General features: G+C 51.0%; 17 protein-coding genes. 9 read left to right on the top strand and 8 right to left on the bottom strand.

Translation table 11 applies throughout. The annotated features are described in order from the left end of the window. Positions 1–620: 620 nt before the first annotated feature. Positions 621–3,230 (bottom strand): bifunctional aconitate hydratase 2/2-methylisocitrate dehydratase, encoded by a 2,610-nt coding sequence (acnB, locus tag HJG54_RS16585; protein ID WP_316430065.1) that lies wholly within the window; start codon positions 3,228–3,230, stop codon positions 621–623. A gap of 356 nt (positions 3,231–3,586) precedes the next feature. Between acnB and HJG54_RS16580 the strand changes: the two genes are divergently transcribed. Continuing rightward, a complete protein-coding gene (locus HJG54_RS16580; protein ID WP_316430062.1) occupies positions 3,587–4,114 on the top strand; it encodes a DUF6658 family protein in 528 nt (175 codons plus the stop codon). Positions 4,115–4,206: 92 nt separating this feature from the next. On the opposite strand, the gene HJG54_RS16575 is transcribed toward HJG54_RS16580, so the two are convergent. Beyond that, the gene (locus HJG54_RS16575; RefSeq protein WP_316430060.1) at positions 4,207–4,590 is read right to left on the bottom strand and encodes a nuclear transport factor 2 family protein; all 384 of its coding nucleotides are present in this window, start codon (positions 4,588–4,590) and stop codon (positions 4,207–4,209) included. 609 nt (positions 4,591–5,199) lie between these two features. Here HJG54_RS16575 and HJG54_RS16570 point away from each other — a divergent pair. Continuing rightward, a complete protein-coding gene (locus tag HJG54_RS16570; RefSeq protein ID WP_316430059.1) occupies positions 5,200–6,198 on the top strand; it encodes a bifunctional 3-deoxy-7-phosphoheptulonate synthase/chorismate mutase in 999 nt (332 codons plus the stop codon). Between the two features lie 16 nt (positions 6,199–6,214). Here HJG54_RS16570 and HJG54_RS16565 read toward each other — a convergent pair whose 3' ends face one another. Then, complete coding sequence (locus HJG54_RS16565) at positions 6,215–7,840, bottom strand: hypothetical protein (RefSeq protein WP_316430057.1); 1,626 nt, start codon at positions 7,838–7,840, stop codon at positions 6,215–6,217. A 478-nt stretch (positions 7,841–8,318) separates the two neighbouring features. On the opposite strand from HJG54_RS16565, the gene cobA reads away from it, so the two are divergent. From cobA to HJG54_RS16545, 4 genes are all read left to right on the top strand, one after another. After that, positions 8,319–9,128 carry a uroporphyrinogen-III C-methyltransferase gene (gene cobA / locus HJG54_RS16560; RefSeq protein WP_316430056.1) on the top strand — a complete coding sequence of 270 codons (810 nt, stop codon included), beginning with the start codon at positions 8,319–8,321 and terminating at the stop codon, positions 9,126–9,128. Between the two features lie 498 nt (positions 9,129–9,626). Beyond that, positions 9,627–12,152, top strand: coding sequence for a nitrite reductase large subunit NirB (gene nirB / locus HJG54_RS16555; protein ID WP_316430054.1), 2,526 nt, complete (start codon positions 9,627–9,629; stop codon positions 12,150–12,152). An 81-nt stretch (positions 12,153–12,233) separates the two neighbouring features. Beyond that, on the top strand, positions 12,234–12,644 hold the full coding sequence (nirD, locus tag HJG54_RS16550; protein ID WP_316430053.1) for a nitrite reductase small subunit NirD: 411 nt from the start codon (positions 12,234–12,236) through the stop codon (positions 12,642–12,644). Positions 12,645–12,784: 140 nt separating this feature from the next. Then, on the top strand, positions 12,785–13,171 hold the full coding sequence (locus HJG54_RS16545) for a nuclear transport factor 2 family protein (RefSeq protein WP_316430052.1): 387 nt from the start codon (positions 12,785–12,787) through the stop codon (positions 13,169–13,171). An 8-nt stretch (positions 13,172–13,179) separates the two neighbouring features. Here HJG54_RS16545 and HJG54_RS16540 read toward each other — a convergent pair whose 3' ends face one another. Beyond that, positions 13,180–13,362: a pyridoxine 5'-phosphate oxidase C-terminal domain-containing protein gene (locus HJG54_RS16540; protein WP_316430051.1), complete on the bottom strand. Its 183-nt coding sequence runs from the start codon at positions 13,360–13,362 to the stop codon at positions 13,180–13,182. Positions 13,363–13,560: 198 nt separating this feature from the next. Here HJG54_RS16540 and HJG54_RS16535 point away from each other — a divergent pair, with 198 nt between their 5' ends. Continuing rightward, entirely contained in the window at positions 13,561–13,995 is a 435-nt protein-coding gene (locus HJG54_RS16535; protein ID WP_316430050.1) for a DMT family transporter, read from the top strand. A 448-nt stretch (positions 13,996–14,443) separates the two neighbouring features. Here the strand turns inward: HJG54_RS16535 and HJG54_RS16530 are convergent, their stop codons facing one another. Next, positions 14,444–15,661 (bottom strand): amidohydrolase family protein, encoded by a 1,218-nt coding sequence (locus tag HJG54_RS16530; protein WP_316430049.1) that lies wholly within the window; start codon positions 15,659–15,661, stop codon positions 14,444–14,446. Between the two features lie 82 nt (positions 15,662–15,743). Then, positions 15,744–16,238: a hypothetical protein gene (locus tag HJG54_RS16525; RefSeq protein WP_316430048.1), complete on the bottom strand. Its 495-nt coding sequence runs from the start codon at positions 16,236–16,238 to the stop codon at positions 15,744–15,746. Between the two features lie 383 nt (positions 16,239–16,621). Here HJG54_RS16525 and HJG54_RS16520 point away from each other — a divergent pair, with 383 nt between their 5' ends. After that, complete coding sequence (locus tag HJG54_RS16520) at positions 16,622–17,836, top strand: MFS transporter (RefSeq protein ID WP_316430047.1); 1,215 nt, start codon at positions 16,622–16,624, stop codon at positions 17,834–17,836. Between the two features lie 92 nt (positions 17,837–17,928). On the opposite strand, the gene HJG54_RS16515 is transcribed toward HJG54_RS16520, so the two are convergent. Continuing rightward, positions 17,929–18,450, bottom strand: a complete 522-nt coding sequence (locus HJG54_RS16515; protein WP_316430046.1) for a hypothetical protein — start codon at positions 18,448–18,450, stop codon at positions 17,929–17,931. Between the two features lie 570 nt (positions 18,451–19,020). Here HJG54_RS16515 and HJG54_RS16510 point away from each other — a divergent pair. Next, positions 19,021–19,782: an SDR family NAD(P)-dependent oxidoreductase gene (locus HJG54_RS16510; RefSeq protein WP_316430045.1), complete on the top strand. Its 762-nt coding sequence runs from the start codon at positions 19,021–19,023 to the stop codon at positions 19,780–19,782. 12 nt (positions 19,783–19,794) lie between these two features. On the opposite strand, the gene ppk1 is transcribed toward HJG54_RS16510, so the two are convergent. Beyond that, complete coding sequence (gene ppk1, locus HJG54_RS16505; protein ID WP_316430044.1) at positions 19,795–21,954, bottom strand: polyphosphate kinase 1; 2,160 nt, start codon at positions 21,952–21,954, stop codon at positions 19,795–19,797. Between the last annotated feature and the right edge of the window lie 103 nt (positions 21,955–22,057).

Below are 22,057 nucleotides of genomic sequence, written 5' to 3'. Positions count from 1 at the left end.
TAAGGTGTGTATTGCTGCCTACAATCTGTTTAGAAGCAAGTGCCATTCAGCCATATTTATTCTGCAAGTGGCATTCAGTCTTTGACATTACCCGCGTGGGTACTTTAGAAAACTCTGCCGCCGATCAGGATGATGAGGCAGCATACAGCCTTTTCCAGGCCAATGAAGTACAAAAAATGGAGTGCAGGGGCCGTGCCCCCACACCCCTCGTACCTTATTCTATTTTGCCCCCTTATCTTCTGCTTGGACCAGAAGGCATCAAAGTGACATAGACCGTACGCGGATTAGATGGCAAGGTTCGCGCCATTGAGGTGAGTAGAACGCTTGCTTCTAATGATCCACGTCAGTTTCCTTTTCTTTATCCTGAACGTACTACCCCTGTTGTCTCTATCTTACCTTCAGTCCCTGACCACGAATATCACAGGCGCGTTCTAGTGAACCTGTCGTTAGCTGGCTCTGCAAAGAAGGTCATTCCGCTCGTTCACAAAGTCATTCATCAGGATTTTGAAATTGAAGCACACAAAGAGATCATAAGAAAGCATCCTCACTACTGAGAGATGCTTTCTTATGTAGGTAATTAGTAATACAACTCAACAAATCAAATGATTAAACAGCGAAAATTACCGAGCTGCCGTAGGCATGCCTAGAATATCCTCGATGCGCGGCATTTCCTCTAGCGGAATCACGCGGCCCTCATCCTCAAATCCAGCAATTTGATCGAAGTTGAGATATCGATAGAGATCAGACGCGAACGGATCGATTTTGTTCTGGACGATCTCCATATATTCCTCAACGGTCGGGACTCGTCCCAGCAGCGCACACACCGCCGCCAGTTCCGCCGAGCCGAGATAGACTTTAGCATCTTTGCCCATGCGGTTGTTGAAGTTGCGCGTCGAAGTCGAGAAGACCGTGACACCATCGGCCACGCGAGCCTGATTACCCATACAAAGCGAACATCCCGGCATCTCGGTTCTGGCTCCAGCAGCAGCAAAAATGCCATACATCCCTTCTTCCCGCAGCTGTTTTTCATCCATACGGGTCGGTGGACAAATCCACAGCCGCACCTTCACCGGACCGGCCCCTTCCAGAATTTTGGCGGCAGCGCGGTAGTGGCCGATATTGGTCATACAGGAGCCAATGAACACCTCATGGATCGGGTCACCGGCACATGCCGACATCAGTTTAATGTTGTCCGGATCGTTGGGAGCAGCCACGAGCGGTTCTTTAATCTGATCTAAATTGACTTCGATCGTTTCTACATATTCGGCATCCGGATCGGCTTCCATCAGCGAGGGATTGGCCAACCACTGCTCCATCTTCGCCACTCGGCGCAAAATCGTGCGGGCATCGCCATAGCCGCGAGCCACCATGTTCTTCAGCAGCGCCACATTCGAGCGCAGGTATTCGGCCACCGTATCGGGGCTGAGTTTGATTGTGCATCCGGCGCAGGAGCGTTCTGCCGTGGCGTCGGTTAGCTCAAATGCCTGCTCTAGCTTCAGGTCGGGTAAGCCTTCCATTTCCATGATCCGTCCGGAGAAGACGTTCTTTTTATTTTGCTTCTCAACGGTGAGGAGTCCCTTCTGGATGGCGACATAGGGAATGGCATTGACGATATCCCGCAGCGTCACACCGGGCTGTAACTGACCTGTAAACCGCACCAGCACCGATTCGGGCATATCCAGAGGCATGACGCCCAGAGCCGCCGCAAACGCCACCAAGCCAGATCCTGCTGGGAAGGAAATTCCCAAGGGAAAGCGGGTGTGGGAATCGCCGCCAGTGCCTACCGTGTCGGGCAGCAGCATCCGGTTCAGCCAGGAGTGAATAATCCCATCGCCGGGACGCAGCGACACCCCGCCCCGTGCGGTAATAAAGTCGGGCAGTTCGTGGTGGGTTTTAATATCGACCGGTTTGGGATAGGCGGCGGTATGGCAAAAGCTCTGCATTACCAGATCGGCGCTAAAACCAAGACAGGCCAATTCCTTCAACTCATCGCGGGTCATCGGACCAGTGGTGTCCTGGGATCCGACCGTGGTCATGACCGGCTCACAGGATGTTCCCGGACGCACTCCTGACAGACCGCAGGCTTTCCCGACCATTTTCTGGGCCAGCGTGTAGCCCTTGCCGGTGTCGGTAGGCTGCCTGGGACGAATAAACAGCGGACTCGGCTCTAGACCCATTGCGGCGCGGGTTTTGTCGGTCAGGGTGCGGCCAATCAGCAGCGGAATCCGACCGCCAGCTCGCACTTCATCCAAAATTGTGTCGGGCTTGAGGCCGAAGCGGGAAATCACCTCGCCGGATGCATTAGTAATTTCACCCTTGTAGGGATAGATCGTGATTACATCGCCGGTTTCCATCTGGGTGACATCACACTCGATGGGCAACGCCCCCGAATCTTCAGCGGTGTTGAAGAAAATCGGCGCAATCTTGCCGCCCAGAATATAGCCACCAGAGCGCTTGTTGGGCACAAACGGAATGTCATCGCCGATATGCCACAGCACCGAGTTGATTGCGGATTTACGAGACGAGCCGGTTCCCACCACATCGCCGACATAGGCCACCGGATGCCCCTTTTGCTTCAGTTCTGCGATGGTATCCAGTGCACCGGGCATGCGGGTTTCTAGCATCACCGTGGCGTGTAGGGGAATATCGGGGCGGGTGGTGGCGTGGGGAGCCGGAGACAAATCGTCGGTGTTGGTTTCACCGGGCACCTTAAATACCGTCACCGTAATGGCTTCCGGCAGCTCCGGTCGGCTGATAAACCATTCGGCATTGGCCCAGGAATTCATCACCTGCTGGGCATAGAGATTGCCGCTTTCGGCCAGCTCCTGCACATCGTGAAACGCATCGTATACCAACAGAATCTTGCTGAGGGCACAGGAGGCTTCGTTAGCAATATCAAGATTGTCGGATTGCAGCAGATCGATCAGCGACTGCACGTTATAGCCGCCCATCATGGTTCCCAGGAGTTCCACGGCCTGTTGCGGCGACACTAACGGACTGGTCACCTCGCCCTTTGCTACCGCCGTCAAAAAGCCCGCCTTCACATAAGCTGCCTGATCCACACCCGGTGGAATCCGATTGCGCAGCAGGTCCAGCAGCATTTCTTCCTCGCCTGCCGGAGGATGTTTCAGCAAGTCGCACAAAGCCGATGCTTGTTCCGCAGACAAGGGCAGGGGCGGAATTCCCAAAGCTGCCCGCTCTGCAACATGTTGACGATAAGATTCCAGCATTCTATTCACCTCTCCAGCCAGCAGGATGACGCAGTCAAAAATGTCTGCTCCAAAACAATTATTTAACCTTATATGGCTATCTCTACGGTAGCTTGTCACACACTTGACTGAGTTGGCCGCGCCCTCGGCATCCTCAAATGTAGCCGCAGTCATCCGCTCAGACCTAGCTCAGACCTAGGGCATCCCGCATTGGTGTCCCGTATTGGTGATGCTTGGCACCTGGCAGAGCAAGAGCGATACAACCATTACTCACATTGGCAACTGAGAGATGCGCCTTGCGTGAGAGGAAACCGCTTGTCACTCCTTTTTAGGCTAGGAAAGCAATTGATAGCTCTATTCAACCGCAAGGGATTCCTATGCAGAAAATTACCGCATTTCTGAAACGGCTCTCGATGGGTAGCCTCCTCACGATCTTATTTGCCGTATCCGTGTTATTTATCACAACCGCCTGTAGCACGGGAAATGAAATGGGCGCAAAGCCTGATAATCCCGCTGTTCAAATGGGTGGACAAAACAACCCCTACAAAATGGGCGGCGATAGCTACACCAAGTACAAGATGTCTACCGACCCTGCCGCTCACCGCAACGACCAATCCAGCCTGCCGCTCGCGCTGCTTGTAGCCGTGGCTGAACCCAACGGAGCCGATGGCTTGCTCTATCCTGGATCCGATAAGGCGAAATCTGCTGGTAGTGTCAATGACTTTGTCAGCCCAGAGCGACAAAAAGAACTATGGGATCCGGGCCAAATCCCGGTCAAACCGCAGCCTTCGATCAACCGCTCGGATCCGGATGCAAAATTGCTAGAGCGAATCGGCCAAAGCTTTAAGGATGCGTCCCAGTTTTTGAACGAAGGCGCTGAGGTGATTGACCAGCCCCATTCTTAGAAATCCAGGGCAACTGAATTTGGTGATTCTGGAGTGCGGGCGTCTCGCTGGTGTAGTCAAGCTGCCTGCACTTTAATCATTCAAGCTTGCACTTACCCTCTGATTTGCGCCATCATCGCCTTGTCATCCCAATAGGATGAAACCTGTTGAATTTTATTGTCTCGCATCACAAACACACTAATTCCTTCAGCCGTTCCCCGCTTACCGCTTTTGCCCTCAGCTCGCATGGTCCATTTGACGGCAGCTTGGTTGCTATTGATAAAGACATGATCCTGCGAGAGCTGGAGTTGTTTGAACGCGAGTGTCAGCAGGCTAAAAAATTCTTCGGCGTTTTCGCGCGGCTTGCTGGGTGGATTGCCAACCGGATCGTAAATCAGTGCATCCTCAGTGAAATTCTCAGCCCACGCTTGTGGGTTCATGGCTTGAAGCTGGGTAAAGTAGGCGTCTACTAAGGCTCGAATTGTTTCTGGCGGCATGGCAAGTTTCTCCGAGTTCTACAGCGACTTACTAGATACTTAAGGCAATAGGCCCACTCTACAATAGACGCGGTCAGCAAACCCATTGCTCTCCTGCCAAAATGGCAGCAATAAACCGACCTGCCCCAACCGGGTACTTGACGGACTTCTGTAGACTTTGCTACGGTTAGCAGTAAGTTAATTTTTGATCGCAAATCCGAGAGTCTATGCTGCACTCCAGCCAATACTTTTACTTTTGGTTTTTTACGGAGGTTCACCAGGGGTGAGTTCAGTTTGTTATGAACCTCTTGGTGAACCGCAGAACGAACTCTGCGGTTTTTGCTTTATTAGTTCTACTAGTCCACTGATTGACCCACTCGACCCCAGCCTGAGGACACTTCGATGACTCACTCACTCGCAAATTGGTTTGGTTTTTACTTTTTTTGGACCAGGAAAACATCCGGGTGAAATGGTCATGCAAATGCTCAGGCAGCCCGGAACCGCAAGGAACCGGGTTTTTTAATTCTGATTGCCTCCCTAATTCACAGCAAATCTGACCAATCGCCCTAATTTGAACACAGGTGTTTCGCAAAATGCCTCTACCATTTAACGCTGGATTGTACAGGCGTTTTGGGAAAATGCCTCTACCCATTTAACGCTGGATTGTACAGGCGTTTTGCCAAAACGCTTCTACTGATCGATTCGATTGGATTTGATATCAATACTCAACCCCTGAAACTCAAAACTCACCACAAGGATCCTTCCATGCAGAAAGCAAAACTCACCCTCAAAACCAGCCCCGACCACCAAACGATTGTGCAAATCTCTGAGCAGGCCAGCGTCGGTGGCAGTGATCTTCTGATAGTAGGCGGCCCCTGTGCCGTTGAAAGCCAAGCCCAGATGGAAGCGGTTGCTAGCCGGCTGGTGATGGCTCCGGTGCAGGCCATACGCGGTGGGGTGTATAAGCCCCGGACCTCACCCTATGACTTTCAGGGGTTAGGACTAGAAGGACTCAAAATCTTAGCAGCAGTGCGGGAACGTTCTGGATTGCCGGTGATCACCGAGGTGATGGCGATTTCCCAAATCGAAGCGATTGCCACCTATGCTGACGTGCTGCAAGTGGGGAGCCGCAATATGCAAAATTTTGACTTATTAAAAGCTCTAGGTGAAATTAATAAACCCGTATTGTTAAAGCGCGGTTTGGCGGCGACGATCGAAGAATTCGTCATGGCTGCCGAATACATTCTGAGTCATGGAAATCCCAACGTAATCCTGTGCGAACGCGGCATCCGCAGTTTCGATACCTACACGCGCAATGTCCTTGATTTGGGTGCGGTGGTGGCCCTGAAGCAAATCACCCACCTGCCGGTGATTGTCGATCCCAGCCATGCAGCCGGAAAGCGGGAGCTGGTGGCCGATCTGGCTAGAGCGGCGGTGGCCTGCGGGGCTGATGGTGTAATTGTCGAATGCCATCCAGAGCCAGAGAAGTCAGTCTCTGATGCGCGTCAGGCCTTGTCGTTAGACGAGATGGCCAACCTAGCCGAGAGCTTATCTGCGATTGCCGCTGCTGTTGGTCGAACCATTCCATCCAGAGCCGGGACCTCATCACCCCGGCTTTCGTTTGTCTGATGGGTTCTCCTCTGTCTCAAAAACTAGAGCGCAACAGCCGCCCAAAAATATTGAAGTTTTTGTCTAGCCACCCGATCAGGCTGAGGCCACTAGAGAGGGCTTTGGGCGGGTTGGAGATCAACGTATCTTGCTCAATCAAGCGCTGAAAGTTGATTTCCACCTGGCCCTGTCGCTCGGCTGTGCCATCGGGTTGGTAGAATTTCACCCCTGCAAGCTGCATCACTTTGATCAGCTCTTGGGCCATGACGCCATAGGCAATCGTGGTGGGGTGAATGCCATCGAGGGAAAAGATCCCGCCCTGGCGGCGTCCGTTGCGGTCGGACTCAAAAAAGCGGGAATCGGGCGGCGGCGAAAGGGCCATCAGAGCAGGGGGCAGCACATAGGCTCCTCCTACCTCCTCCCACCAAGAGGGCCGAGCAGCGGGATCCTGAAAATAGCGACGATAGGCAACCCGATCCAGCAGCCCCGCCAAGTCAAACAAATACCAATCTCGACCTTCCTGACGGGCTTGCTGTACCGACGCTGTGATCATGTCGTTGTACTGGTCGATGGCGCTATCGATGGCGCGGGCTTCCTGGCCGGTAATATTGAGATTTCGCCTCGGATCAAAACTGTTGTTGTCTAACCAGGGATAGGTGTAGTAGGGGAAATAGCGCGAACCCGGCTCGATTTTACCGCCGACGCCACGAGCCAGGGGAGCAATCGTCACATGGGGAACGGTGGCAACAATGATATGACGAGCGCGAATCTGTTTCAGCTCGGCCACAATTTTTTCCCACTCGGCCTGAAAGTGGATCGGACGCCAGACGGTGTAGCGGTCGTTGCGGGCCATGTCATCGTAGCCGACATCGCTCCAGGCCACGTTGAAGGTGAGGATACTGCCCAGGGCGTTGTTGGACCCAATCATTACGATCAGGGTTTCAATGCCATCGCCGTTGCCGGTTTCCAGCGTTCCTTCGGCTCCTAAAGCGGCAGCAGCTCGCAGGGGAGACAAAGCACGGTCTCTAGCATCGCGAGCCGAGTGCAGCACCCGCAGAGCCGCTCGTTCGTTGGCATTCTCGACGATTTGATTCAAAAAGTCATCCTGCGGTGGATTGGCTTCGATCACATCCAAACAGAGATCGGCGTTGCGCGAGAGGGTATTGCGCAGATCCCAGCCATAAACCGCCAAATTGTGGTTCATCGGCTGCTGAGGGTCCGGTAAAACCGCGCCTTCTCCCCGCTCCCAGTAGTCCTCCACCTGGTCGAGAAACTCGCGCACCACAATTAGACCAGGCGCAAACTCCCACCAGTCCAGCGTGTCGCCAAAGCGCTTTTCCAGTTCCCGCACCAATCGCTCTAGGTTCAAAGGCAGGCCGTCACCCGGTCCGCCATAGCTGGGAAACCGGAAGGTTGTATTCCCCAATTCCTGGGCAATCAGAGCCGGATAGGACAGGTGGGTATTAAAAATAGCGCCACTCTGAAAGCCTTGGGTGAGGGAATCACCAATCGTGACCAGGCGATGGCGGGGACGACCCGACCGATCCACCTGAACCGGAATTCCTAGCGTGGGATCGGTGACAGGACGGCGAGCCTCGGCGCGAATAATCACATCTGGAGGCGTTTTGGTATCGAGCATAGCAGGGGTGACATTCCGGGGCATGGCGGCTCCTCAAAGCTGTCTGAAATCTAGCCTATTTTGGATAATTCTGGCGAAAATGCAAAATCAGGATAGGTAAATGCAAAACCTTCATAAATCTCAACGAAACTGTAGCGATGACTACTGGTTTTCTGAAGCAGACTTAATACCTTAAAGTAAGACGAATAAATAGGCGGCTACTTCTGTTTCCACCTACAGTCATCATCCACACTCACCATCTACAGTCACCACCCACAGTCATTAGTTACTATCAACCCATTAGTCACTATCAATCATTGATGGCCGCTACAGCTTACATCGCTTCTCAGAGCAGCGAGCTACTTGGTTTCGCCCATTTAGCATTCCTTGACACCTACTATTTCTTGGCTGAGCCAATGCTGCCTGTCTGCAATTTTCTGCCAGTTTGAACCATCTGCTTGCAAATATTCTCTAACAGTCTGCCTGCATCTGCTTTAGCGTCCTCCTATCCTATTTGCCACCCATGAATTGTGCGGTCCTATCTGATCAATTTTCTACCTCATCCCATCATTTCTATGCTGGCAAAGTGTATCTGGTTGGTGCCGGTCCTGGCGATCCCAGTTTGCTGACCCTGAAGGCAAAAGTGCTGCTCGAGCATGCCGATGTTGTAATCTACGATGCTCTGGTTAGTCCAGCGATTCTGGCGATGATCAACCCCCAAGCCGAACAGATCAATGCCGGAAAACGGCGGGGACGGCACTCGTTGCCCCAGGAGGAAACCACCCAGCTTTTGATCGAAAAAGCCAAAACTCATGGGGTCGTGGTGCGGCTCAAAGGCGGCGATCCGTTTGTGTTTGGTCGGGGTGGCGAGGAAATGGAGGATTTGATTCATGCCGGTGTATCCGTAGAAGTAGTTCCAGGTATCACTTCTGGTATTGCAGCTCCTGCCTACGCAGGTATTCCCTTAACTCATCGCCGGTATAGTTCTTCGGTTACGTTTGTCACCGGCCATGAATCAGTCGGAAAATATCGGCCTCAAGTCAACTGGCAGGCCATTGCCCATGCCTCGGAAACGATTGTGGTTTACATGGGTATTCACAATCTGGGTTACATTGTGGAGCAACTCACAACAGCAGGACTCAGTTCTGAAACGCCGGTCGCGCTAGTTCGCTGGGGCACGCGACCAGAGCAGGAAACATTGCTGGGTACGTTGGCGACGATTGTAGAGCAGGCGATTAGCAACCAGTTTGAAGCACCTGCCATTGTTGTAGTCGGTGAAGTGGTGAATCTTCATACCCTCCTGAGTCAGGCAGAAATAGCGCAGTGCATTTAATCCCATCCTGAGTTTGTGACGAATCAGGCGGCTAAAGCCACGCCTACACAGACCAAACCTGCCTTCGCGGGCCACTCAACGGGCCGACGAAGCTCGGCCGAGTCGCCGATTTGCTTTGTAATAGCAGCGATTACTATACGAGAAGCCGCTATGCCTGATGGCAGGCTATCGTCATCGCGTCTAGAACTGCCATAGCCAAACGATTTGTCAGTCAATCAGAGCGTTGTGTTTTGCAGCATTGAGCTGAATTAATTTGAGCTGAATTAATCTGACGTTAAGCAACCTTTGCAGAGAGTATCATTTTCACGAATGATGAAATTTTTTGTAACAACTTCTTGTAACGCAGTTTTTAATCAAAACGAATAGCTGCTTAGAAAGATGTCAAACATGCAAAATTAAACAAAATACAATGCAAATCTTACATCGATCCCCGGAAATGGTATTGAATTTGTGAAATCAAACAATTACAGTGGCAACTAGCGAGATGGACAAACCTCTATGACAGCAAAAAAGAATTTAGTTGTGATTGGCAATGGCATGGTCGGCCATAAGTTTCTAGAGCTGATGGTCGCCAAACAAAACCATCAAAATTGGAATTTGATTACCTTTTGTGAAGAGTCACGAGTGGCCTACGACCGAGTCAATCTCAGCAGCTTTTTTGCCGGCAAAACAGCAGGTGATCTGTCTCTGGTTCAACCTGGTTTCTATCAAGAAAACGGCATTCAAGTTCACCTAGGGGATCGAGCTGTTGCGATTGATCGGGATGCCCAAATTGTCATCTCGGCCAATGGCTTAGCTGTACCCTACGACAAACTCGTGCTGGCAACGGGTTCTTACCCCTTTGTGCCGCCCATCACCGGAAACGATACAGCCGGAACCTTTGTCTATCGTACAATTGATGATCTAGAAGCGATTGCAGCTTACGCGAAACAGTGCTCGACAGGCGTGGTAATCGGCGGCGGATTGTTGGGATTGGAAGCGGCCAATGCGGTCAAGAATTTAGGGCTAAATACCCACGTTGTTGAATTTGCGCCCCGCTTAATGCCGATGCAAATCGATGATGCTGGCAGCGCCATTTTGAAGGAGAAAATAGAAGCCTTGGGCGTGACGGTTCATATCAGCAAATCTACCACTGAGATTGTCAGCGAAAATGGCAAGTTAACCAAAATGCGGTTTGCCGACGGCAGCGAACTAGCTACCGATTTGATCGTGTTTTCCGCAGGCATCCGACCCAGAGATGAACTGGCGCGGCAGTGCGGGCTAGCGGTGGGTGAGCGAGGCGGAATTGTGATTAACGAAGCCTGTCAAACCTCTGATCCAAATATCTACGCAATCGGCGAATGTGCACTTTATCAAAATCGCATCTACGGTCTCGTCGCACCGGGTTACACAATGGCCGACGTGGTAGCCGCTACCTTGAGCAACAGCGCCACGAGCCAGTTTACCGGGGCCGATATGTCCACCAAACTCAAATTGCTGGGGGTGGATGTCGCCAGTTTCGGCGATGCCTTTGGTCGGACAGTCGGCGCTAGGGAAGTGACCATTACGGATACGGTCCAGGGAATTTATAAAAAGCTGGTGCTCAACGCCGCAGGCGACCACATTTTGGGCGGGATTCTGGTGGGCGATGCCTCGGCCTATGGCACGCTGCTACAATTGATGCAAAACAACATCGCGCTGCCGCCCCATCCCGAAGATTTGCTGCTGCCACCCCGCACTGGCCAATCTACCGCTATTGGGGTTGATAACCTACCCGATTCGGCCCAAATTTGCTCCTGCAACAATGTCAGCAAGGCAGCGATCTGCGCCGCGATTCGCGAGCATCACCTGACGGATTTGCCTAGCGTCAAGAAATGCACCAATGCTGGAACCGGATGCGGCGGCTGTGTGCCCCTCGTCACCGATTTGCTCAAATCCGAAATGCGCAAAGCCGGACTAGAGGTGAAAAATCACCTGTGCGAGCATTTCCCCTATTCGCGTCAAGAGCTGTATCACCTGCTGCGCCTGCATCAAATCAAGTCCTTCGACCAGTTGCTGCACCAGTTTGGCCAAGGCCGGGGCTGCGAAATCTGCAAGCCCGCTGTCGCGTCGATGCTAGCTTCTACCTGGAATGAACATATTCTAGAATCGCAGCACCTGAGTTTACAGGACACCAACGATTATTTCCTGGCGAATATTCAGAAAGACGGCACCTATTCGGTTGTGCCCAGAGTGCCGGGAGGCGAAATTACTCCCGAAAAACTGATTGCGCTGGGGCAAGTGGCTCAAGAGTTTGGGCTGTACACCAAAATTACCGGTGGCCAGCGGATCGATTTGTTTGGGGCACGGGTGGATCAACTGCCGCAGATCTGGCGACGCTTGATCGATGCTGGCTTTGAGTCGGGACATGCCTATGGCAAAGCATTGCGAACCGTGAAATCCTGCGTTGGCAGCACCTGGTGCCGGTTTGGGGTGCAAGACTCGACCAGTTTGGCAGTCGAGCTAGAGTTGCGCTATCGCGGCCTGCGTTCACCTCATAAGCTCAAGTCGGCAGTGTCCGGATGCACTCGGGAATGTGCCGAAGCTCAAAGTAAAGACTTTGGCGTTATTGCCACTGAGAAAGGTTGGAATCTCTATGTCTGCGGCAACGGCGGCATCAAGCCTCAACATGCAGTGTTATTAGCGGCAGACCTTGATAAAACTGCGCTGATTCAATATCTTGATCGGTTTTTGATCTTCTACATTCGCACTGCCGATCGCCTAGAACGTACCGCCACCTGGTTCAACAAATTAGAAGGCGGTCTGGACTATCTGAAGCAGGTGATTGTGGAAGATTCACTGGGCATTGCTGCCGAACTGGAAGCCCAAATGCAGCACCTTGTCGATACCTACCAATGCGAATGGAAAGCGACGATCGAGAATCCAGAAAAAGCAAAGCGCTTCCGCCATTTTATCAACTCGGATCAACCCGATCCCAGTCTGCTATACGTCGAAGAACGGCAGCAAAAACGTCCGGCCACCGCAGCCGAGAAAGCCCTGCTTTAGATGGCTTCCAGCCTCCAGCCTCCAGCCTCTCCTAATTCCTAACTCCGGTCAACCTCCCCAGAACGCTTTTTGGAAACAATCATGATTCAAACTATTGTTCCTACCCAACCCAACTGTGAAACGATTCAATGGATTTCTATTTGTACTCTAGAGGATATTTATCCCAACACGGGTGTATGCGCTTGGGTAAACGGTGAACAAATTGCGATTTTCCGAGTTGTTGGTAGGGAAGATGAGACAAACAGGAATGCTATTAATAACAATGAGGTCTATGCCATCAGTAACTACGACCCTTTTAGCCGAGCCTATGTACTATCACGCGGCTTAGTAGGGGATCGCAATGGTGTGCTAAAAGTCGCTTCGCCAATCTATAAACAAAACTTTTGTCTTGCTACGGGCCGCTGCCTTGATGACGAAACGGTTTCGCTGCCGGTGTTTCCAGTTCGGGTAGTCGATGGACAGGTCGAAGTAGGGTTTGCTTCAGTCGCGTGAGTTGATTGACGAATGAACGAGTTGCTGATGCGCATTGCAACCTCAATGCCGAAGTTTAGACAAAACCAATATCACCATAAACATAGCCGTTCTATCAGATAATGGGATCTGTTCCTTTAACAGACCAGCGACCCAAGCCTATGAACGAATTGACTATGAAAGTTGCCCAACAAGCCTTTGCAGCTTTTGCTCGAGGTTTGGCAACTGGTGACTTCCAACCATTTTTTGCTATGCTGACCGACGAGTTCACTTTCTGGTATCCTTACGGCAAATATCGCGGCAAATTCACCGGACAGGAAGGCAAAGCTCGGATAGTTGCTAAGTGCCATGACCATATGCAAGCCGGAGATCGTCTTACGTTCAGCCCACCGCACCACATCACGAGCAGCGATACAACTGTGATGTTTGAATTTGAATGTAAAGGCGTGATTCGCCAACAGCCGTATCAAGGCCGGATTGCAATTGCCCTCGATGTTAGCGGTGAGAAGATCTCTGGCTTGCGCGAATACTTCGGCGATGTGGATTGATAGCTAGCTTAAGGTGCGAGTCGTTGAATCTTCCAGCTCTCGTCAGCTTGGCGAATATGGCGAATATATAAAAAGCGATCGTGCAGTCGATTAGAACGCCCTTGCCAAAATTCAAACTGATTCGGGATCACTCGATATCCTCCCCAGAATGGCGGCAAGGGAACCTCTTGATTACGAAACTTTTGTTTCATCGCTTCAAACTCCATCAGCAGCATCTGGCGGGATGAGATCCACGCGGAGGTTCTCAGATTGAGTATCAGCCGAAAAACTCGGTTGCTTGTGCCAAAGATAGATAGTTCAAATTGTAGCAACCATTTCCAAATCTGGTATAACCTCGTTGGCTCAATTCAAGATATTATCCAATTGATTACTATCCAAGGTTGAGGCCAATGAACTTCTTGTTTCTGCTTACTCTAGCCGTCCTATCGGGTCTCGCGATTACCTTACAGGGACAGTTTATGGGATTGTTGGATAAAGGAATCGGAACCAAGGAAAGTATCTTTATCACCTATGGTATTGGTGGGATGATTGCAACGCTGATGATGATAATAACCCAGGGGGGAAACCTGCGGGCATGGCATGGGGTGCCTTGGTACGCCTTTAGCGCTGGAGCTTTAGGGCTAATTATTGTTGGCACAATCGGCTATGTGGTGCCTAGGTTGGGATTAGCACCTGGATTTACTCTAATCGTGGCATCACAGTTTATATCAGCCGTGTTGATTGACCACTTTGGTCTGTTTGGGGCAAGCGTGCGAACTTTAGATGGCACAAAATTGTTAGGAGTTGCGATATTAATGATTGGTGTGTGGTTGATTGTTAAGTAGGGGGTGGGGAGTAGGGGGTGGGGAGTGGGGAGTGAGGAGTTGGAATATAGAAATTAGAGACTAAGATATAGAAGTCAGAATATAAGAGCCAAAATAATTCTTGAGTCTGTAAATTGCTTTGTGTCGGTTAGCAACCTAACCTATCCGTATGTAAACAGTGGGTGAATAGGCTAAGTATACTGTAGGCTTTGCCTTCTTGTAGGGGAGTGCACTTACATCTTGACAGAACCTGCTACCCTGCAGGAACGCTGTGCGTAGAGCAACCGTTCTTTATTAGCGTGCACTTAGTTGAAGGTGGAAAAACTAAAATCAGAAAACCCAATTGAGACAAAACTTTCGACAGACTCAACAATTATTAAGAAAAATTTGATTCACTCCCCACTCCCCACTCCCCACTCCCCACTCCTCACTCCCCACTCCTCACTCCCCACTCCTCACTCCCCACCCCTTAATCAATTTCCCCTCGATATAAATATCGTCCCCGCCGCACGGTAGCCAATACATCATCAGGCGTGACGCGAGTGACAATCGAAGCAAGAATATTGCGGCTAGCGCGGAGGTGCGGATTGGTAAAATTTAGCACTACAAAATCGGCAGGCAATCCTTGCGCCAAATATCCACAGATTTTGTCTTGCAAAACTACGCCGACGTTACTTGTTACCATCTTCAGAATCACTTTTGGATCGGGCCGTACAGCGTCTCCAAATTGACTTTTGGCTATTTTGTAAGTAAAGTCTAGTTCCGGTAACAAATTTGGGCTATTCAACAAGCCGTTATCAGTACCTAGCAGCAAATTTGCCTCACTTTCAATCAGTTTGGCAACGGGTGGTAAAGGTAGCCCTAAATTGGCGTTAGCACGAGGATTTAGAACAACATTGGCCCGTTGGGCTGAAAGCAACGCCAGTTCTGCATCATTTGCAACGGTGGCGTGAATAATCAAATCAGGTTGATAAAGGTCGATCGCGCGTTCCAAGTCACCTCGTCCTGCCATCGCTAAGCTGTCCGCTCGATAGGCATCGTTCTCCAGACAGTGAATGGCTCGCAGTTTTTTATGTTGCTGAGTGATTTCTCGGATCTGCGCCCAAGCCGGATCAGTCAAATCGTTCATCGTACTTTCTGAAAAACCATCGGCTATCGCCAGAATTGCTTCTAGTTCCGTGACGGCTGCGGGCGGGAGACTGCTGCAATTCTGTTTTAGCTCGGCCTGTGTAAACGGGAGGGCGTTGAACTGTCCCAGAATGATGGAGTTGACGCCTGTTTGCTCAGCGGCTCGTTGCAATAGCTGACTGCCATAAACCCCTTGCTCGCGAAAATCAATATGCCCGATAGTGCCGGTTCGGGCCATGTATTGTAAGTGATTCGTGATATGAAACAAATGCTCTGCTTCCGAGCGCTTGGCTAATTCTCGATACTTGTAGCCATCAGGACGAAAAAATCCCTCCTCTAAGGTCATCCCGGTTGCTCCATCCGGTAGGCAGGTGTCACCAATGTGGGTATGACAATTGTAAAATCCTGGCACAACCACCAGAGCGCCCTGATCGATGCTTTGGCAGGGTTCTCTGAGCACTAACTGCTGAACTGTATCGCCATTTACAACAAAGCGGTCACACCAATAGGGTTCGAGGTCAGCTCCGTAGAGAACAATGCAATTTGATAACTCAATCATAGTTCACTGACTTCAGCTCGGTGCAACCTTCTATCTTCAATACTTTATCCTAGAATTCTCCTGTCATATCATCGGTCATACTTCAATTAAGCGCACAACCGCTAGCTAAACCCGGTTCAGGCTTAATCACCTGCTCGCTCAGTTTTACTGGTGGTTCACCAGATACGGTTTTGAGAATTATTGTGGGGACTTGATTATAAGCTGGATTAGAATTGGTTGATGGTATACCCATGGCTGCGGATGGCTGAGCTGGAGTCGTAACTATCTGAACTGTTAAATGGCTTGCTCCTTCTGGCTGCTGAATTTGAACAACAATAGGAGTTGCTTCAGGAGCCGATGGTGGCACAACCAGTGGCGATAGGGTTTGCAGCATCTGAGAGTGATATGCCTTACCCAGAAACAATTTGGATAGCTGGGGCAGGCTGGTCAACACAATTGTGAATAACGCACTTGTCATCAATAGCGCAATCAAGAGCAGCTTTCGTTGTCGCATCACAGATTCCTGTTGTTGAGTGAGCGAACGGTCGCACACTAGGAAAAATCTGGGAATTTGGGTAGGAGATTCGACGGGTTTCATAGGCCGCTCAACTTCATAAACAAATGGGTTTGATTTTGTGTGCCTCTATTCCAGGAATGGCATCACTGACCCTTGAAGTTAGATTAGTAGATTAACTCACTTGAGTCAGCCTGAAAAAGTTAGATTAACTCAGTGATTTTCAGCCATGTTTTTACGGCCTATTCTGCATCGATTCGCATTAGGTCAGAAAAAGTCAGAAAAGGTCGGTTGTTTCGGCCATACGGTTTTCAGAGCACTATAATTTCGCCACAATTAGGAAGTAGATTAGCCACTTCGGTGAACCAATTAGCTATTTTGCTTTGTTTGCTTTTTGTTTGCTTTTTGTTTGCTTAAATTGATGGCCTAATTCACTGAACTGTCTCAATCGCTTTAATCAGATTCTTATGCAAACGCCATCTCGTATTCCCTTTTTCTCGTCATCGCAGTCGGTGTTGTGGCGTCCCACAGCCGCCCTTGCCAGTGTCAATGCCGCCATTACCTTGAGTTGGATTATCTACCGGGTGCATTTGGCGGGATTGCTCACCCAAGCAGGATTTCCCAAAGGTCTCGCCCCAGTCTTGCTTCTGATTGAATCCCTGCTAGCAATTGTGGTGGAACCCTGGGCCGGGGTCACCTCGGATCGCACGCCCCAACGCTTCGGGGGACGGTTCTATATCATTCTGCTGGGAACCGGCATGACGGCCCTGTTATTTGCCTTGCTGCCAGGAATTGTCAGGCTGGTGCAGCCAAGCGCATCGGCCAACTGGTGGCTGCCGGGGTTGCTGATCGTCTGGGCGATTGCCATCAGCATGTTTCGCAGTCCGGCCCTGGCCCTACTTGGCCATTACGCTATGCCCAAACAGTTGCCCCTCGCAGCTAGTCTGATTACCCTGGCGGGAGCATTAGCTGGGTCTGCCACGCCCTTGGCCAGCGCCTGGATACTCAGTCAGGGCGCTACTCTCACCTTCATTGGCGCTGCCATTCTGCTTTTAATTACCGTTACCTGGCTCAAAACTGTGCAGCCGAGTGATGTGACCAGCGCGCCCGATGTATTCCCAACTGCGCCTTGGCAGTTTACGACGCTGGCAAGACTGTTTGGACTGGGACTCACGGCTACCTTCACCTTTAGGTTGGCGGTTGAGCTGTTTCCCAAAATTCTCAAAGCTGCCGAAATTCAGCCACCCCTGTTCCTCGGCATTTTGTTCGTTAGTTTGGGACTTGGTGCCTTGCTTGCAGGCCGTTTGGCAACCCGTTGGACCAACCTAAAAGTCATGGTGATTGGCTTGGGCCTAACCGCGGCTTGTCTAATCCTGATGACCCTGACTCGCCAGCCCACCATCGCCTTATTGACAGCAGTAGCGCTAGGACTGTCCTTCAGCTTCATTTTCAATGGCACTTTACCCTTCGTGCTCAATACCCTTTCTCTCGATCAGGCAGGCTTGAGCGTAGGTTTATTTTTTGGTGGGGCCGCCGCCGCTAACAGCCTCTACAGCGGCGTGGTGAGTCAAGCTAGCTTTTTGACACCGACAACGGGCGTAGGTCTAGCGATTATGGCTCTATTGGTTGCTGGATTCTGTATTTTGGGTTCGGTTCCCCCCCGAACCCAGCATTTCTCCTAACCGTTTTCAGGATTAGCGAAGTCAAACTGCAATCTTTGCTTCTGATGCCAGACTCAATTAAGTGCCATTAATGCCCTTAAACTGATCTCAAGCTAGCGAAGCTGAATACCCCGATAGGCGCAAGTATCTACCCCTTCATAGAAATCTTCTGCGCCGTCCTCAAACTCGACCAGTAGGTTGTACTCGCAGCCACGGTCGAGATTGACGTTCCAAGCCCGCCCCGGTGCCAAACCACGTCTACCACCCAAAACAGCCACATCATCGGGTGTACTAACGGGGAACAGGTGCAGATACAGGATGTCTCGATCTGAATTGTTAAACAACTCAAAATTGTGATCGTTTGGATCAATCCAAGCCTCTGCCACTGGACGAACCACAGGCGTCACTTGCGCAACAGCAGTGGAGTGCAGAGTCGAGCGAGTCGAGTTAGGATTACAGGGTAAACCAGTTGCGGTGACAAACCGGCGCTCACCTGTATCCAGCGAAGTTACAACAAAGCAGCCAGACCCAGTTGAAGTACGAGGGCGATTAGCTTGGGCTTGTCCAGCAATCAAAAACGGTAATGTTGCACTAGCAAGCAGCAGACTAGTGGCGGTGAAACGACGCCAATTCATACGGCAACTCCTTCGGTTCAATCTTAAATGGGAGAGATGTTATACAGCAGTTCTAATTCAGTGCTGTAGACGTGCAGAATGGACAGCCCAATGCGAAAAGTAGACAGCTCAAGCAACAAAGGCACCCCCAGCCCCTGACGGGACGATGCGAATGATCCAATTTCACAACTGTCCAATGCCTCTACCCTACGTTGCCCACAGCCTCTGATCAGGAAAAAAACAGCGAAATTCCAGATTTTTACAGTTTTTTATGCTTTTCCAGGAGGAAACTGCGATCTTTGAATCATTGGGATCAATTTTTGTGATCAATTTAGCTTCAGCTAGCCTTGAAGAGAGATACTAACCAGAGCACTCTATAGTCAACATAGTCAACATAGTCAACTTTATAGTCAATCTTATGGTCAATCTTTACAGCTAACATTGCTATTCTACAGCGTTTTTCACTCATGTGAGGTATGGGAGGTGTGGGGACGAAGCCCCACACAGGGGCACTGCTCCTGCACCCCGTTTTTCGTACTTCCCTAGCCTGAAAAAGGCTGTATCTATCCATCCACCCATCGACCTATCCACATGTTTGACTTTGAGGGAAAAACCATACTCGTAACCGGAGGCAGTCGCGGCATTGGGCAGGCGGTGGCGCAGGTCTTTGCCCATCACGGGGCGCGGGTTGCTATCCATTACCATCAGCAACGGGAGGCAGCCAAACAGGTACGAGCGTCCTTACCTGGCAGCGGCCATTGCCTGATTCAAGCCGATCTGTCTAATCCAGTCGCGGTGGAGCAGATGATCAGCTTTACCCTCACCGTATGTGGGCAGATTGATATTCTGGTGAATAATGCTGGAATTTATTTGGAACATCCGCTTGACCAGACTGATTACCAAGGTTGGACTGATATCTGGCAACGTACTGTAAACGTTAATCTACTTGGAGCTGTTAATGTTAGCTATTGCGTAGCTCAGCATATGATCAGTCGTCGCCAAGGGCGCATTATCAACATTACCTCCAGGGGAGCCTTTCGCGGCGAACCAACGGCTACGGCCTATGCCGCCAGCAAAGCCGGACTCAATGCCTTTAGCCAATCTCTAGCCCAACACCTTGCTCCTTACAATATTGCGGTAACTGCCGTAGCTCCCGGCTGGGTTGAGACCGATATGTCTCGCAAAGCATTGGATAGTCCTGCCGGGGACGCAATCCGCCAACAAAGCCCACTCAATCGGGTAGCTCGCCCGGAAGAAGTGGCCCAAACGGTGCTGTTCCTCGCTTCCGAACCGGCTACCTTCCTTACCGGCACAATTGTCGATGTGAATGGAGCCAGCTATTTGCGCTCGTGAATCCACATGGGCCTAATGCACCACGCTACCCATACTCAACGCCATGTCCGTCAGGATGGTTTGAGCACTGCGCTCTGGTTCTCCAGCGGGTGGCTTGCGCTGCACATAGGAGCCGTCGGGCTGTAGATCCCAAGCTTGGCGGTTATCCGAAAGCAAAATTGCCAGAATTTCTTGCAGATCTTTAGCAATCGCCGGATCGTCAATTGGCGTCACTGCTTCAACGCGGCGGTCAAGGTTGCGCGTCATCCAATCGGCACTGCCAATGTAGAGTTCTTCTTCACCATTGTTTTGGAAATAGAAGATGCGCGAATGTTCTAGATACCGGCCCACAATGCTAATCACGCGAATATTTTCACTCACATGAGGTACACCCGGACGCAAACAGCAGATGCCGCGCACAATCAGGTCGATCTGCACTCCGGCTCGCGAGGCTTCGTAGAGCGTAGCAATAATTTGCGGATCAACTAGCGAATTCATCTTGGCAATAATCCGGCCCGAATTGCCGTTTTTGCAATGTTCAGCTTCCCGCCGAATCAAAGCCGTCATGCGGTCGCGCATATTTACCGGCGACACCAGCAGCTTGCGATAGGCTCGTTGGCGCGAATAGCCGGTCAGGTAGTTGAACAGATCGGTCAGATCTGCGCCCAACTCTTCTCGGCAGCTTAATAGCCCCAGGTCGGTGTAGAGGCGAGCCGTTTTGTAGTTATAGTTACCCGTCCCAACATGCACGTAGCGGCGAATTCGGTCTCCTTCTTGTCGCACCACCAACACTACTTTCGTGTGGGTTTTCAGCCCCACCAAGCCATAGACCACATGCACCCCAGCCTGCTCCAACCGGCGTGCCCAATTGATGTTATTCTCCTCATCGAATCTAGCTTTCAGCTCTACCAGCGCCACCACCTGTTTGCCGTTTTCGGCTGCTGCAATCAATGCGCTGACAATCGGCGAATCGCCCGACGTGCGGTAAAGCGTCATTTTGATCGCCAGCACATCTGGATCCTGGGCTGCAAATTGAATAAATCGCTGCACCGACAGCGAAAACGAATAATAGGGATGATGCACCAGTAAATCACCGTTGCGGATCACCGTGAAAAAATCTCTCTCTTCCTCACCCTCGCCGCTTTTCGTGGGATACTCACCAATTGAGCGCAAGCGCGGTGGAATTACGGGCCGACGGGGTGAGTCTTTCAAATGGGGCAGGGGAAGCGCCATCAGCGCCATCAGATCCTTGAGATTCAGCATACCGTCAATCTCATAGGTCTCGCTGCTAGTGATTTTCATTTCCTGCATCAGCGTATCTCGCACGGTTTCCGGCATCGCCGTTTGCACCTCCAGCCGCACGACTGAACCGCCTAAGCGTCGTTTGCGCAGCTCCTGCTCGATCGTCAGCAGTAGATCATCTGCATCATCTTCGGCAATCTCTAAATCGGCATCGCGCGTAATCCGAAACAGATAATACTCCTGAATGTTCATTCCGGGAAACAGCGTTTCCAAGTTGTGCCCAATCACCTGCTCTAGCGGCACTCCCATCCACAGACTTGATTTACCATCGACTTGGCGCAATTCAGGCGGGAATGTGACAAACCGAGGCAGGCTGCTGGGCACCTTGACGCGAGCAAAATGCTCTTCTTCGGTTTCTGGATCCTTGACTACAACGGCCAAATTGAGGCTGAGATTGGAAATAAACGGAAACGGATGGCCCGGATCGACCGCCAGCGGGGTCAGGACTGGAAAAATTCGCTTTTCGTAAAAATCCTGTAGATAGAGTCGCTGCTCTTGGCTCAGGTCGATGTAATTGAGCAAATAGACCCCATGCTCGATCAAAGCTGGCCGCAAAACCTGCTCAAAATGGCGATGCTGCTCTACTACCATCGGACGAAGTACTTGACTAATGGCATCAAGCTGCTCTGGAGGAGTGCGGCCATCGGGAGTAAGGGTACTCACACCTGCTTCCACCTGCTGCTTCAGGGCGGCGACTCGCACCATGAAGAACTCGTCCAAATTTGAGCTAAAAATAGCCAGAAACTTTAGCCGCTCCAACAGTAGTGTGCGAGCATCTAGGGCTTCGTGGAGGACGCGACGGTTAAACTCTAACCAACTTAACTCTCGATTAAAGTAATACTGCGAATCGCTCAGGTTAATCTCGGGGACCGTTTCTTTTGCTCTTGCCATAGGTTTTTGAAGAGGCAGGGTACCGCAAATTTTGCCAGAAAGTGAGCGTAAGGAGAAGTGTTCTAAACGACATCAGACAACTTTCAATTAATTATGAATCTGA

Source organism: Leptolyngbya sp. NK1-12 (genome assembly GCF_032598965.1).
GTDB lineage: Bacteria > Cyanobacteriota > Cyanobacteriia > Elainellales > Elainellaceae > Elainella.
This window is presented reverse-complemented; position numbering and strand designations above follow the sequence as displayed.